Consider the following 14452-nt stretch of genomic DNA (forward strand, 5'->3'; position numbering starts at 1 on the left):
CCGCCAATAGGCGGTTTTTTTATGCCCAAAAGCATAACCACGCGACAAAGCCAAGAACCCATGATGCCTGCCGGATAAGATTTCCAGCCCGCACTATTTTTGCTATACTCCGCGGCCGCCTGTGCCGCTGTAATCCATAATTCAACGATGGCACTCTATGATGACAGGAAGTGTGACATGAAATTTGAATCTTACAGTTTTGCCCCAGAAATCATTCGCGCCGTTAGCGAATGTGGTTATGAGCGCATGACCCCGATTCAAAAACTGGCCATACCTCCCATCCGCCGTGGCCAGGATGTACTGGCCAGTGCCCAAACCGGTACCGGCAAAACCGCAGCATTTGTGCTGCCATTGCTGCAACGCTGCCACGATACCCCCATTGCCAGGCAGCCGGGGGTTACCCGCACCCTTATTCTCGCCCCCACCCGCGAGCTGGTAGCCCAGGTGGCCGACAACGCCAAAGCTTACAGCCGCTATCTTGACGTACAGGTGGTGTCGTTGTTTGGCGGGGTCAAAACCAGTGGCCAGGCCAATAAGCTCAAGCAAGGTGCTGAGCTGGTTGTTGCCACACCCGGCCGTTTAATGGAGCACCTGCAAGCAGGCAATGTCAACCTGTCCCAGGTAGAAGTGCTGGTACTGGATGAAGCCGACCGCATGCTGGACATGGGCTTTATCAAGGACATTCAGAAAATCCTGCAAGCGACCAACAAAACCCGGCAAACCCTGATGTTTTCCGCCACATTCACCGGCGGTGTAAGGCACCTTGCCGAACAAATCCTGCAGCGTCCCAAAGTGCTGGCGGCCGACAGGCAAAACACCGCAGCAGCTACCGTCAGCCAGGTGGTCTATCCTGTGGAGCAACGGCGCAAACGTGAGCTGCTATCAGAGCTTATCGGCCGGAAAAACTGGCATCAGGTGCTGGTGTTTTCCGCCACACGGGAAGATGCCGACCAATTGGCACTGGAGCTGAATCAGGACGGCATTCCCACCGCAGCGGTGCACAGTGAAAAAGCCCATGGCAAACGGCGCCGTTCCTTGAAAGAGTTTACCGAAGGCAAGCTCCGGGTCTTGGTGTCCACCGAAGTGGCCGCCCGGGGGCTGGATATTCCGGAACTCGATTACGTGGTGAACTATGACATGCCGTTTCTGGCAGAAGATTATGTGCACCGCATTGGCCGTACCGGACGGGCGGGCAAATCCGGAGTGGCCATCTCGTTTGTCAGCCGAGAAGAAGAACGCATTCTGGCAGACATCGAAAAATTGATTGGGCAACGGCTCAAACGCATCATGATGCCAGGCTATGAGGTCAGCAATCGGGATGTGTTGCTAAAGCAGTTGCAACGTCGGCGTTTTGGTAAACACAAACCCGGTGCCAGCAGTGCTACCGAACAGGTGGCCGCTGAAAAAGCCATGTCAGACCGGCGGGTGAAAGTGAAAGTAGGAGGCAATCGCCAGCCGCCCAAAAAGCTGAAATAAGCGATTGTGCAACAGGCACTGGCGCTAGGGTTCAAACCGAATCGCGCGCCAGATCATCCCTTCCCGGCGCAGTAATAACACGCGGGTTCCCGCCTCAAATGCCGTATTGTCTTCTTGCGGCTCCACCAATACATAATGAATGCGTTGCCATTCATCATGCACCAATGCCTCGGCAGGATTGCCTTTGATGGCCTTGCCCAGGGTAAGAATGCCGATGTTGCCACACAGGTTTTCACTATCGTCATCCATGACCGATGACCATGAAAACCAGCGACCGGCGAAATGACAGCTCACCGCCGCCATGGCAAATGCCGGCCACACGGATATCGACTGAGGCAGAATGATGTCTGCGCTCAGCCAAAGTACCAGATTGAGTGAAAAACCACTGAGGGTAAAAAACACCAGTGCCAGAATGAACCAAAGCAATACGGGCAAGCGGTCCAGAGCCAACCAAGCAGTCAGCGAAGATGTGTCGGACGCTGTTTCATCACCCTGTTGTACGGTTAATGGCTCATCCATCAGCATCCACAAACTGCCGCCAGCCACCCGCGCCATCATCTCAATCATGCCGAGCATGGCAACCACTGCCGCGCCCACCACGTAAGGTAAGTTGTCATTGGCCAGAATGAAATCCAGCATTGTCCTCCTCCTTGAGGCATACTGCACTGCATCTTGCAGTTGTCTCGCTACTTAATCCATTAATCGCCAACATCTTAAGTCTAGACCCTGGCCTATCGCCCCGCTAGTTAACGGCTTGTGTTCCAACAAGCCCGGGGAACCGCTTTTTAAGCACGATAGCAAGCCATGATAACAGCACGTCTCCGGTACAGGTCAAGCACTGAGATATAAATTTAATGTCATTTACATCATGAGGTTATCACGTCATATTGCCTTGGGTGGCAACCCGGTTTTCCGATGGGAAACAGTCGGTAACGCTCATGTTGAGCCATTCATCCGTTTCCCCATTACCAAGCATTGCGTGTTACCTTACATCGGGTTTTCTGCTGGCTGCGTTAATCCGCCAGCAGAAACTGGTATAATGGCGCCACGCATCTTTTGGATCTTTTACCATGCTGATTAGAGCGATTAAACCCGGTGACTGGCCGGTCATTGCTGCTGTGCAAAAGCAGTGTTATCACGATTTGGCGCCTGAACCTTTAGCCGCACTGCAAAACAAATGGCAGCTGTCACCAGAAAGTTGTTTTGTCATGGAGTTGAGGGACAAGGTACAGGGGTACTGTTTGGCACACCCTTGGAAATTGCAGCAACCGCCAGCACTCTACAGCATGCTCGAGCCATGCCCCGATGCAGACACCCTTTATTTGCACGATATTGCCGTCAGTCCCGAGGCTAGAGGCCACGGCTTTGCCACCCAGGCATTTCGCCGACTGGTGCAATTTGCCCTGCAGCGGCAACTGCCCACCCTCTCCCTGGTGGCAGTACAGGGCGCCTCCGATTACTGGAAAATGCTGGGGTTTTCGCCTTGTGACATAGAAAAATCCCTCGCCAGTTATACCGATGATGCCTGTTACATGACCTACGCCCTCTCCCGGGACGCCTAAGCGCATATCCGAAACGTTCGGTAAACAATGCCATCCCCCCACGCTGGGAGATAGGCATTGTTTACCCCTTGCGCGCCGGGCATCATCCCGTTTTGTTACCTAGCTGCGCGATCCTGCCATTTTCCCTATCGCATTCACTGCATTTACATCACAAAACCATTGTCACTTTTTGAGATGACTCGCAAATCCAATATTTTGGTTATCACAAGATAATCCAATAAATTTTATCGAATACTCATAAAGTTACCCATAAAGCCCATGGATAACCCAATATCCAAACGCTATATAACCATTCAATCTATGTGGTTTTTACCTTGAATGTTGCAAAAATGTTATATAATTATATTGCGTTTAGTCAGTGTTATACCTCTACCGAAAAGGCAAACCTGCAGCAATGCAGGGACGCAAAACCACGGGTCTTTCAAGATAGCCGGGTTGCCGACAGATACCCAACCACGGCAACCGGTGCTTTTTATCCGGGCCACAGTGTCTTCGTCCATGACCGGACAGACAAGGAGGTAGGAAATGAAAAAGATTCGTGTGTTATCCGCTGCGGTATTGGCCAGCTTTGCGATTGCCGCCTATGCCGTCAATGACGTGATTTATCTTTCGGATACCAATGATTTCAACGGTGATGACGGCTTATCTGCCCTGTATCGCGTTGAAATTGATCCCGCAGGCATCGCCAATCTTACGCTGCTGCCAGGTGGCATGGTGGATTACAACCATGTTGATGCACTGGCAGCCGAGCAAGACGGCAGCATCCTGTGGCTCATCAACTCCGGCCCGCAACCTTCCGGCATGGCAAATAATGTGCTGGCCAAATACACGGTAGCCAACGGGATTGTTGAAACCGTCGGACCAATGGGCGGTTTTAGCGGCGATGCGGATCAAGCGGCAGTGTCACCCGATGGCATTCTTTATGTCACCAGTAAAACCGGCAACAGGCTTTACACCATTGACAAGTCAACTGCCAATGCAACCTTGGTAGGGACTGTACAAGGTGCCACCACCAATGGCGGCGATATTGCCTTTGACCAATATGGCGCACTGTTTTTGGTCAACCAGCAAGCCTTGTATGAATTGACCCTGCCCGCCACGCCGGGAGATATCATTGCCGAGGAGGTGGGGCCGGTTTCAGATCGTTTCACCGGGCTTGCATTCCGTGCCGGCGGATTGGGCAACTTGCTGGGCTCCAACGGTAATGACAACGAAATCAGTGAGCTCAGTGTGGTTGATGCCTCCCAGGTGGCCATCTATCCCATGTTCCTTAATGGCGAGCCCTTTGATCACACCTATGGCGACATGACCACCGGGCCTCTGGTGCTCTGTACCAAAACCATCGGTTACTGGAAAAACCATGACTGGAACGGGGCAATTGTTTCCATTAATGACCAGCCGATTACGGAAACTGATGGGCGCTTCGGTGACAAAGATTATGGCGACAAACCCTATACCGGCATACTCTGGCGCGCCAAGGGCAAAACCTACAGCATGCTCTATGCCCAGCTGATTGCCGCCAAGCTCAACACCAACAATTCCTACAGTATGGATATGCTCAATGAAGCGGAAGCGTTTCTTGAAGGCAAAAACTTCGACGATGTTGTCAGTAAGGCGGACAGAGCCCAATATTCTGCATTGGTTGAAGCAGTAACCGGCTTTAACGAAAGTAACCACTGCGATGAATAAAGATTGACCAAGCAAGCCTGCTTCTCCAAAGGCCATTCTTCACCGGATGGCCTTTTCAAATGTCGGGTAGCCCTACGCCTTTAGTTGCCAAATTACCGATAACAATACCCAGACCAACAACTGTCACCATGATGCCCACACCAACGCCATGGTGACAGTTGCCACAAGCCATGTCATTGCTTATAGTGCCGCATACTTTAGCGCTGCGCCTTCAAGTGCATCTCCTGTTGCTGGGATGTTTACTCGCAAGTGGCTTCCCCCTGAGTGCTGACTCATGCAACAACCGACACAACAAGGAGCCGTCATGGCCAGATTGGTAACCTACGAATTTCGCGGGCAAGCAAAAACCGTTAATTTCGCCTTTGATAAATACCGGGACATTTTTGAAGCCGCCGCGGCCGCGGAAGGCGTGGATATCAGTGCCTTTTTGAAAATGGAACAGCAAGTGGCACTGACCGCCAAAGGGGGCGGCGCCGTGAAAAACTTCCGCCAACACGAATTTGCCCGCATGGGCTTTACCAATGTGCGTTTAGTGAAAACGGAAGAGTGATGTCCTCCATGCATGGTCCCGATTATCAACTGGCCAATCTGCCCCGGGCAGGTTTTGGCAAACGGCTTGGTGCGGGCATTTATGATGCATTGCTGGCGCTAGCGGTTTATGCCTTTGCCGGCATTATCGGCTTTGCCCTGTTTGCCTTATGTGCCCGTGCCGGACTGATATCGGTGCCAGCCTCGCTGTCCTTGGCCGATGCATTACGACAAAACTCCCTCTATCACGGGCTATATCAGTGCTGGTTATTATGTGCCGTGGCAGGATTTTACGGCTACTTCTGGAGCCGCGCCGGCCAAACGCTGGGCATGCAGGCATGGCGCCTGCGCGTACAACACTGCAATGGCCAAAATCTCAGCATCATTACCGCACTGGCCAGATGCGTCTGGTCCTTGCTTGGGCTCGGCAACCTGTGGTTATTATTGGGCAGGCAGCAACTGGCCTTGCAGGATTGGCTCACGGGCTCTGAAGTCGTGGTATTGCCCACACAGCGCCATCATTCCCGGTGAAACCTACCCGAGAAATACCGCAACAGACACTTTATAAGGGATGAGGGCAGCAACACCGTGCCATGAACATCACCTGCGGGTAAGTTTCCGTGGTTTTGTGCAAATACCACAAGCCCCATCCCGTTTCAGCCTGTGTGATGGCCTGAGCATTCACGCCGTTATCTGCGGATGTAATACACCGCCGCCCCGGTAAACAGCAAACTTGGCATAATCGCCCCCACAACCGCCGGCATGTTGTACACAATGCTCATGGGACCAAAAATCTCGTTGCTGATATGAAAGACAAAACCGGCAACCACCCCCAGCAACACTCTGGCGCCCATGGTGACATTGCGCAATGGCCCGAACACAAAAGACAAGGCCACCAGCATCATCACCGCAACGGTCACGGGCTGCATCAGCTTGTGCCACAGCGCCAGTTCGTAGCGGCTGGCATCCTGGTTATTGCTTTTCAGGTAATCCATGTAGCCGGCCAATCCCTTAATGGGCAAAGAGTCGGGGTCCACCGACACCACACTGAGCTTGTCTGGCGTCAGGCTCGATGGCCAGCGATCTTCAAGCGTTTCATGCACCACCACCTGTTCGTTCTTGATACTGGTGCGACGCACGTCCCGCAACTGCCAGTAATCATGGGTGTAAACAGCGCTGTCTGCATGGGTGACATTCAGCAATCGTTGATTGTCAAACTCATACAGGGTTACATCGCTCAGGTGGTTAATCGTATTGATTTGGCCGATATTCACAAACAGATTGCCATCCCTTGCCCAAACCCCCCGGTGGGATTTAATCAAGTTGCCGCCAGAAATCTTGGTGGCTTTCAGCTCACTGGCTTTCATCTGCGCCACCGGCGCGCCCCATTCGCCCAGTGCCATCACCAGCAGCATCAACGGAATGGCGGTTTTCATGGCGGAAAGGGTGATTTGCAGCCGGGACAGTCCGGATGCCTGCATGACCACCAATTCCGAATTGGAGGCCAGCATTCCCATGCCTATCAACGCTCCCAACAGTACCGCCATGGGGAAAAACATTTCAATGTCCCGCGGGATCAGGTACATCACATACACGGCGGCATCCACCATGGTGTAACTGCCCTTGCCCACCAACCGCAGCTGATCCACCCATTTAATGATCCCGGAGAGCCCGGTCAAAATCAGCAAGCACAGTGCAGAGGAGCTCAGTAAGGCCCGAGCAATATACCAGTCAAGAATTTTCATTATGCAGCTTCTCCCCGACGACGCAGCAATGCGGCAATCCGGCTTCCCAACGGCCTCTCCTTGCTTAACAACAATATCCCCAGCAACAGCGCTGAGCCGTGGATCCACCACATCCCCAATGACAGGGGGATCACGTTGTCCTGCAAGGCCTTGCGCCCGGCCACCAACAGGCCGAAATATCCCAGGTACAATAAAATGGCCGGAAATAACTTGCCGAATTTACCCTGGCGTACATTGACCCTGGCCAGTGGTACCGCAATCAGCGTCATCAGCGGGATGGCAATGGGAATGGCCAAGCGCCACTGCATTTCCGCCACCGAGGTGCTGTCGCTGCGCTGCAATAACTCTTCTGTGGACAATGCAGACATCCGCCGGCGACCTTCATCCACTTCCTGCTCTTTAATCTGGGTTTTATAACTGCCAAATTCGAGCACCTGCATGTCTTTACGGTTAGCAGCCCCCTGATAACGCACGCCATTATCCAGCGTCAGGTTTTCGGCGCCGCTGCTATCTTCTGTCACCCGGCCGCTTTTGGCCACCACCAGATTGGCCTGGCCAGACTCTTTGCCGGTTTCTGGCATTTGGGCTACGAATACGTTCTCCAGCTCATTATTCTTGCTTATTTTTTCAACAAAAATCACTGCTCGGCCATTGGGACTGGTCTGAAACCGCCCTTGTACCAACGCGGCCAAGCCGGCCTCTGACTTGGCTTTTTCCAGTACCAAGCGCTGCTGCTCTTCAGCCCATGGGCCCACATACATGGATAACCAAAAAGTAAACAAACCGTTCGCCAGCGCCAGCAGCAGAGTTACCCGTGTGACATACCATTCACTGAGCCCCACACTGTGGAGTACCACCATCTCGTTTTCGGCGTACATGCGCCCATGAGCCAGCAAAACGCCCAGGAATAAACTCAAAGGCAATATCAGCACCACCAGCCCCGGCAAATTGAGGCCGATGAGGGTCATCACCAAAGAGGAGGGAAACTCGCCGTCGGAGGCATCTGCCAGAATACGGACAAACTGCTGACTCACGAAAATCGCCAGCAGCACGGCAAGTACGGCGACCTGGGTTTTGAGCACTTCACGGATTAGGTATCTGAATACAATCACAGGCGGGTCCTGTATCTAAACTTATCTTTTTGCTGATATCAGAGTATCTTTTATGTAAACTGTTAACTTTTGGCAGTTTTCTGTCTTAACAGGCGGTGCCGATACTCACTGACTGGGTCTCAGCTAATGAAATTTCCGGGCTAAGTCCAGGCGGTAGAAGGTCTCTGTGGCCAAAGTGCCCCCATCGCTGTCGGTAAATGCTCCAGCTTCTTCTGCGGCCGGCGCGGCTGAAACTTGCCCCGAAGCAAAGAAATACAAGCTGACATTATCCAATAAATCAAAAAGTTTGTCTTTAAAAGAATCTAGGAGAGCTCATGGAGTTTAGCGTAAAGAGCGGCAGTCCGGAGAAACAGCGTTCCGCCTGTATCGTGGTTGGCGTTTACGAACCGCGCCGCCTGTCCGGTATTGCAGAGCAGTTGGATAAAATCAGCGGCGGCTATATCAGCAATCTTTTACGTCGTGGGGATTTGGAAGGGAAAACCGGACAAGTACTGCTGTTGCATCATGTTGATAATGTCTTGAGTGAACGGGTGTTATTGGTGGGCTGCGGCAAAGAGCGGGAACTGGATGAACGCCAGTACAAACAGATCATCGCCAAAACCATCAACACGCTCAATGAAACCGGTTCCATGGAAGCGGTATGTTTTCTCACAGAGCTGCATGTCAAGGGACGTGACACTTACTGGAAAGTGCGCCAAGCCGTGGAAACCACCAATGCGGCCCTGTACAACTTTGATGCCTTGAAAAGCCGTAAAGGGGAAGCCCGCCGTCCGCTGCGCAAACTGGTATTCAACGTGCCAACCCGCCGGGAACTGGCCGTAGGGGAACGGGCGATTGCCCATGGTTTGGGGATTTCTGCCGGTACAGAATTATGCCGTAACGTGGCCAACATGCCACCTAACATCTGCAATGCGGCGTATCTGGCCTCGCAGGCCAAACAGCTGGCAGAAGTGCATGAAAAGCTGAAAGTGTCCACCATTGGTGAAGAGCAGATGGCCCAGCTCAACATGAATGCCTATCTGGCGGTAGGACGAGGCAGCGCCAATGAATCCATCATGACCATCATGGAATATCAGGGCGCCGTGGACAGCACCGCCAAGCCTGTCGTGCTGGTGGGCAAGGGGCTCACATTCGACGCCGGCGGGATCTCCCTGAAACCCGGTGCCGGCATGGACGAAATGAAATACGACATGGGTGGCGCGGCCGGGGTATTGGGCACCATGAAGGCCATTTGCGAAATGCAGCTGCCCATTAATGTAATCGGGGTGCTGGCAGGTTGCGAAAACATGCCAGCCGGTAACGCCTATCGCCCCGGGGATATCCTGACCACCATGAGCGGACAAACCGTGGAAGTGCTTAACACGGATGCCGAAGGCCGCCTGGTACTGTGTGATGCCCTCACCTATGTGGAGCGTTTTGATCCGGAATTGGTGATTGACACTGCCACCCTGACTGGCGCCTGTGTGATTGCCTTGGGCAAACATGCATCCGGACTGTTTTCCAGCCATAATCCGCTGGCCCATGAGCTGCTCAATGCCGGCGAGCAGGCTGGTGATCGCGCTTGGCGCTTGCCGCTGTGGGATGAATATCAGGAACAACTGGACAGCCCCTTTGCCGATATGGCCAATATTGGCGGCCGTCCGGCAGGCTCCATCACCGCGGCCTGCTTCCTGTCCCGCTTCACCAAAAAATACAACTGGGCCCATCTGGATGTGGCCGGCACCGCCTGGAACAGTGGTGCCAACAAAGGCGCCACCGGCCGCCCGGTGCCCATGCTGACCCAGTTTATTCTGAACCGCTCTGGGGTGGAACAAGGCGAATAAGCATCGCTTTTGCTGTGGCCATGGGTAAACGCTACAGCAAGATAATGCTCACAAAGCGAGGCCGAAAGGCTTCGCTTTTTTATGTCGATTTTTATGTCGATCGTGATGTTACCATTTTATGTAAAAGCCGCCGTCTGCCACCACGGTACCTCCCCGTTGCAAACGCGCCATTTGCCTACAAACAACCCCTTGTCTTCAGGATAACCCATCCCCCCACATACAACGCCCATTGCTTCAGCACCTACTGATTAATGTAAAGTTAATTTAATTCATACGGTTAAATGGCCTATTTCATTGGGCAATGGCGTTATCTTCATACTTTGTTACCAAATCTTCACTGGACGCCACACCAGGAAACAAGTAACGTTCAGCCGTTATAAACGATTGACCTGAATCACATAATGTTGCATCAAATTCTTCCGCAAAACAGAAAGTGGCTCTGGTTGCTACTGGGTGTTTGGCTGACTGTCCTGCAGTCGGTAGCGGCGGTGCATACAACCGAACACGGCTTGGCTCATGAGCATTCCAATTGTCTGCTGTGTAATTTTGACAATCAGCCCAGCAGTGGCCCCGCGGCCGTTTTGCCAGTAACGCTTAAAGCCACCCTGGTAAGCCCGCTCCCAGAGGCAACCTACCACCAACCAAGCCTGCCCAGGCTGCAAACCCTTCTGGCACGGGCGCCCCCCACCGTTTTTGATATTCCATAAAAAAACCAACGTATTTTTATTGCTTATCAAAAAGGAAAGGCAAAATGAAACTTGCTGTTTTATGTGTGGCGCTGGCTTCTGCTGGCGTAAGCTCCGGGGCATTTGCTGCCCAATTACAAGGGAAAATCACTGACACTCAAGGCAACCCTGTTGCCGGTGCCCGGGTGAGCGTTGATGGCGGACACCAGGTCAATGCGGACAATCAAGGACATTACCAACTCACCGTGGCCGACAATAGCCATGTGCACCTGCATGTGAGTAGCAACCAATTCAAGCACAGTGAAGTGGATTTGCAGGTGGGCAGCGGCACCCTCACCCAAGATTTCACCCTCAGTGCCAGCCAGATAGAAAACATTGTGGTCACCGCCTCGCCACTGGGGCGCTCGGCACTTGAGAGCAGCACCCCCGTTACCGTGCTGAGCGATGATCAGCTCAAACTCAATACTGAACCCACACTGGGCGACACACTGGACAAACTGCCCGGGGTACAGGCCTCCCATTTCGGGGCCGGTGCCAGCCGTCCCATCATTCGCGGCATGGATGGCCCCCGGGTTAAAGTGCTGGAAAACGGCTTGTCAGTGGGGGATGCCTCCACCGTATCGGCGGATCATGCCGTTACCGCTGAAGCCGCTGCAGCCCAGCAGATTGAAATCCTGCGTGGCCCAGGCACCTTGCTTTATGGCAATGGTGCCATTGGCGGTGTGGTGAATGTGGTGGACAAACGTTCGCAAGAACAGGCCGTTGAGCGTTTTAACGGTAATGTGGGTGCCCGTTACGACAGTGGCAATGATGGCAAAACCCTCAATGCCGACCTCAATGGCGGCAACGGCCAGTTTAACTGGCATGTTGACGGCACCCGTCGCCGCACCAATGATTATGACATTCCCGGCAATGCCATTGCAGCGGATGCCAGCAGCCACGGCACCGTGGCCAACAGCCAGCTGGAACTGGATGAATATGCCGCCAGTGTGGGATACACCGCCGACAAAGGCTTTATCAGTGTTTCCGGCGCTCGCACCGAATCCAACTATGGCATCCCCGGCCGCGGAGAACCAGACGCGCCCGACATCACCATTGATTTGAAAAAAACCGCCTGGCAACTCCATGGCGGCCTGCTGGATCCTTTCGCCGGTTTCTCCCGCATCCGCCTGGATGCCGGTTATACCGACTACCAACATGGCGAGCAGGAAAACGGTGACGCTGACACCTTCTTTTACAACAAGCAAAAAGAAGCCCGCCTGACCCTGAACAACAACCCTTGGGGCGAGTGGCAGGGCGCCCTGGGGCTGCATGCCAGTTACCGGGACTTTTCCGTTGATGGGGAAGAGCAGCTCACCCCCAACAGCACCACCAAGACCCTGGCAGCCTTCATTGTGCAGGAGCGCAAGATAAACGATTTTCGCATCGAGCTGGGGGCTCGGGTGGAAGATTACCGCCTGTCGCCAGATGCCATGGCGCTGGAAACCCGCGCCGGTGAAACCGAATATCAGCCGCAAGAAGTAAGCGACGTCAATACCACGCTGTCAGCCGGACTGGTGTGGGATTTCCATCCTGCCTACAACCTGAGTGTGGCATTAACCCGTGCAGAGCGTTCCGCTACTGCAGAAGAGCTTTATAGCTACGGCCCACACGATGCCACCCAAAGCTTTGAGCTGGGCTCTGAGTTCCGTATTGAAAATGGCCAGATAGTGGTCAATGCCGGTGATGCGGATAAAGAGATTGCCAATAACATCGACGTCACCCTGCGCAAACTGGAAGGCAGCTGGACCGGGGCGCTGAGCATGGCTTACAACCGGGTGAACAACTTCTTCTACGAAGCCAATACCGGTATGGTGGCTGCCGATTTGATCAACGGCGATGAAGAAGGGGATCTGCCAGTGTATCAGTATGCCCAGGCAGATGCCGAGCTGTACTCCGTAGAGGCGCAGGCCAATATTCCCCTTACTGAGCTGTTATCACTGGATCTGTTCAGCGACTATACCCGCGGCAAGTTGGTGGATGGCGGCAATTTGCCGCGCATTTCCCCGCTGCGCTTTGGCTCCACCTTGAATTTCGATAGGGATCAATGGCATGCAGATGTGGGCATGATTGCCTATTCCCGCCAGAAGGATGTGGCTGCCAATGAAACCGAAAGCACAGGTTACGCCCTGGTAAATGCCGCCATCACCTACCGCCTGTTTACCGATAACGGCGACATGCTGGTGTACCTCAAAGGCAACAATCTCACCAATCAACAGGCGCGGCCTCACACCTCGCTGCTGAAAGATTATGCGCCGTTAATGGGACGCAACATCATGCTGGGCGTTAATTATACTTTCTGATGAAAAACCATATGATTGATATTTAATCATTACCAAATGGAGCCAAATGGCTCCATTTTTTTACCCCAAAAACCTTTTCGTTAAATATTTCATGTTTATCAAGCTAAAAACTTGTTGCATTCTATGACAAGATTTGGCCCACTGTTAGACACAGTTTTGCAACATTCAACACGCGTTTGCAGCGCATGCCGCCCATGACATGCCAGGGATTGCTGGCGAGCACCCTATTCCACAGTTCTGCGTTGTTGTTCACCCAAGGAGTATATTCAATGGAAGATAGCGACATCATTCGTCACCAACGTCGTCACTTTTTGAAACTGTCCGGTGTGCTGATGGGCGGTGGCGCCCTTGGCGGTCTGAGTCCGTCAGTGCAGGCCCAACCGGCGCTTGCCGATTTCACGCCACCCAGCGCCGCCCACCCCATCCGCATCAACTTCAATGAAAACCCGCTGGGCATGTCGCCCAAAGCCCAGGCAGTTGCCAGGGAAACCGTCAGCATGGCCAACCGCTATCCCATGGATGAAATGCAGATGCTGCGCAAGCAACTTGCCATGCAGCATAAGGTGCCGGAAAAATCCGTTATCCTCACCCTGGGTGCCACCGAAGCCATCAGGATTGTGATTGAGGCGCTTGCCGGGCCACAAGTACAACTGGTCACGCCGGAACTCACCTTCAGCGCCGCCGAGGATTACGCCCGCTTCAACGGCGTAACCATCACCCGCATTCCCATGGCGGCCAATTGGGGCATTGACCTTGCCGCCATGAAAAAGGCCGTGGATGACTACCAAGGGCTATCCCTGGTCTATCTGGTGAATCCCAACAACCCCACCGGCAGCATCTGCCATGCAGATGAAGTGGAAGCCTGGATTAACAGCAAACCTGCCAACACCCTGTTCATGCTGGATGAGGCCTATGCCGAATTTGCCGATGACCCCAAGTTTCGCTCTGTCACGCCCTTGCTCAGTGCCGGTGCCGACAATATCGTGCTACTGAAAACCTTCTCCAAACTGTTTGCCATGGCCGGCATGCGGGTGGGTTATGCGGTGACCACCGAGGCACTGGTGGCCAAAATGCAAACCAGAATCGGGGATAACATGCTCAGTTACTGCGGATTGAAAGCCGCCATGGCCTCGTTGACGGACACAGCGTTTATCGACTACAGCCGCACCAGTAACCAGACATCGCGCCAGATCTTGCTGCAGGCACTCAATACCCTGAAAATTCCGTACCTGCCGTCGAACACCAACTTCATTTTCCATCAGCTTAACGTGCCGCTGGCAGAATATCAGGCTCACATGCAGCAGGCAGGCATTATTGTGGGGCGCGCCTTCCCACCCGCTGACAACTGGTGCCGGGTATCATTAGGCACACCACAAGAGATGACCCATGTGGCATCCGTCATGCTGGATTTTGCCAAAAAAGGCTGGATTTAACCCCGATTTGCCAACACAAGCATACAAAAATGCCAGCATGAGAATGCTGGCATTTT

At 53.4% G+C, this 14452-nt stretch carries 11 protein-coding genes and 1 riboswitch; of the genes, 8 read left to right on the forward strand and 3 right to left on the reverse strand.

Features of this window, described 5'->3' with window-relative positions:
- Positions 1–177 precede the first annotated feature (177 nt).
- Positions 178–1476 (forward strand): DEAD/DEAH box helicase, encoded by a 1299-nt coding sequence (locus ACIDEJ_RS11105; RefSeq protein ID WP_411988132.1) that lies wholly within the window; start codon positions 178–180, stop codon positions 1474–1476.
- 24 nt (positions 1477–1500) lie between these two features.
- Here ACIDEJ_RS11105 and ACIDEJ_RS11110 read toward each other — a convergent pair whose 3' ends face one another.
- Positions 1501–2115 (reverse strand): OB-fold-containig protein, encoded by a 615-nt coding sequence (locus ACIDEJ_RS11110; RefSeq protein ID WP_411988133.1) that lies wholly within the window; start codon positions 2113–2115, stop codon positions 1501–1503.
- A 431-nt stretch (positions 2116–2546) separates the two neighbouring features.
- Here ACIDEJ_RS11110 and ACIDEJ_RS11115 point away from each other — a divergent pair, with 431 nt between their 5' ends.
- The 4 genes from ACIDEJ_RS11115 to ACIDEJ_RS11130 all read left to right on the forward strand — a co-directional run bounded on the left by ACIDEJ_RS11115 (position 2547) and on the right by ACIDEJ_RS11130 (position 5786).
- The gene (locus tag ACIDEJ_RS11115) at positions 2547–3038 is read left to right on the forward strand and encodes a GNAT family N-acetyltransferase (protein WP_411988134.1); all 492 of its coding nucleotides are present in this window, start codon (positions 2547–2549) and stop codon (positions 3036–3038) included.
- Positions 3039–3407: 369 nt separating this feature from the next.
- Positions 3408–3481, forward strand: a riboswitch (cyclic di-GMP riboswitch).
- Positions 3482–3563: 82 nt separating this feature from the next.
- A complete protein-coding gene (locus ACIDEJ_RS11120) occupies positions 3564–4727 on the forward strand; it encodes an NHL repeat-containing protein (protein WP_411988135.1) in 1164 nt (387 codons plus the stop codon).
- Between the two features lie 304 nt (positions 4728–5031).
- Positions 5032–5277, forward strand: a complete 246-nt coding sequence (locus tag ACIDEJ_RS11125) for a DUF2960 domain-containing protein (RefSeq protein WP_411988136.1) — start codon at positions 5032–5034, stop codon at positions 5275–5277.
- On the forward strand, positions 5277–5786 hold the full coding sequence (locus ACIDEJ_RS11130; protein WP_411988137.1) for an RDD family protein: 510 nt from the start codon (positions 5277–5279) through the stop codon (positions 5784–5786). The genes ACIDEJ_RS11125 and ACIDEJ_RS11130 overlap by 1 nt, the downstream gene beginning before the upstream one ends.
- Positions 5787–5944: 158 nt before the next feature.
- Here the strand turns inward: ACIDEJ_RS11130 and lptG are convergent, their stop codons facing one another.
- Positions 5945–7000 carry an LPS export ABC transporter permease LptG gene (gene lptG, locus ACIDEJ_RS11135; RefSeq protein WP_411988138.1) on the reverse strand — a complete coding sequence of 352 codons (1056 nt, stop codon included), beginning with the start codon at positions 6998–7000 and terminating at the stop codon, positions 5945–5947.
- Entirely contained in the window at positions 7000–8112 is a 1113-nt protein-coding gene (gene lptF, locus ACIDEJ_RS11140) for an LPS export ABC transporter permease LptF (RefSeq protein WP_411988139.1), read from the reverse strand. Before lptF ends, lptG begins: the two co-directional genes overlap by 1 nt.
- A 314-nt stretch (positions 8113–8426) precedes the next feature.
- Here lptF and pepA point away from each other — a divergent pair, with 314 nt between their 5' ends.
- From pepA to ACIDEJ_RS11155, 3 genes are all read left to right on the forward strand, one after another.
- The gene (gene pepA, locus ACIDEJ_RS11145; protein ID WP_411988140.1) at positions 8427–9935 is read left to right on the forward strand and encodes a leucyl aminopeptidase; all 1509 of its coding nucleotides are present in this window, start codon (positions 8427–8429) and stop codon (positions 9933–9935) included.
- Positions 9936–10686: 751 nt separating this feature from the next.
- Positions 10687–12963 (forward strand): TonB-dependent receptor, encoded by a 2277-nt coding sequence (locus ACIDEJ_RS11150; RefSeq protein WP_411988141.1) that lies wholly within the window; start codon positions 10687–10689, stop codon positions 12961–12963.
- Between the two features lie 269 nt (positions 12964–13232).
- Complete coding sequence (locus ACIDEJ_RS11155; protein ID WP_411988142.1) at positions 13233–14396, forward strand: pyridoxal phosphate-dependent aminotransferase; 1164 nt, start codon at positions 13233–13235, stop codon at positions 14394–14396.
- Positions 14397–14452 lie beyond the last annotated feature (56 nt).

The organism is Shewanella mytili (assembly GCF_046765975.1).
GTDB classification, from domain to species: Bacteria; Pseudomonadota; Gammaproteobacteria; order Enterobacterales; family Shewanellaceae; genus Shewanella; species Shewanella mytili.

Coding starts and splice junctions, on each gene's coding strand:
- pepA (WP_411988140.1), top strand. CDS start 8,427: ATGGAGTTTAGCGTAAAGAGCGGCAGTCCGGAGAAACAGCGTTCCGCC.
- ACIDEJ_RS11115 (WP_411988134.1), top strand. CDS start 2,547: ATGCTGATTAGAGCGATTAAACCCGGTGACTGGCCGGTCATTGCTGCT.
- ACIDEJ_RS11130 (WP_411988137.1), top strand. CDS start 5,277: ATGTCCTCCATGCATGGTCCCGATTATCAACTGGCCAATCTGCCCCGG.
- lptG (WP_411988138.1), bottom strand. CDS start 7,000: ATGAAAATTCTTGACTGGTATATTGCTCGGGCCTTACTGAGCTCCTCT.
- ACIDEJ_RS11125 (WP_411988136.1), top strand. CDS start 5,032: ATGGCCAGATTGGTAACCTACGAATTTCGCGGGCAAGCAAAAACCGTT.
- ACIDEJ_RS11105 (WP_411988132.1), top strand. CDS start 178: ATGAAATTTGAATCTTACAGTTTTGCCCCAGAAATCATTCGCGCCGTT.
- ACIDEJ_RS11110 (WP_411988133.1), bottom strand. CDS start 2,115: ATGCTGGATTTCATTCTGGCCAATGACAACTTACCTTACGTGGTGGGC.
- ACIDEJ_RS11155 (WP_411988142.1), top strand. CDS start 13,233: ATGGAAGATAGCGACATCATTCGTCACCAACGTCGTCACTTTTTGAAA.
- ACIDEJ_RS11150 (WP_411988141.1), top strand. CDS start 10,687: ATGAAACTTGCTGTTTTATGTGTGGCGCTGGCTTCTGCTGGCGTAAGC.
- ACIDEJ_RS11120 (WP_411988135.1), top strand. CDS start 3,564: ATGAAAAAGATTCGTGTGTTATCCGCTGCGGTATTGGCCAGCTTTGCG.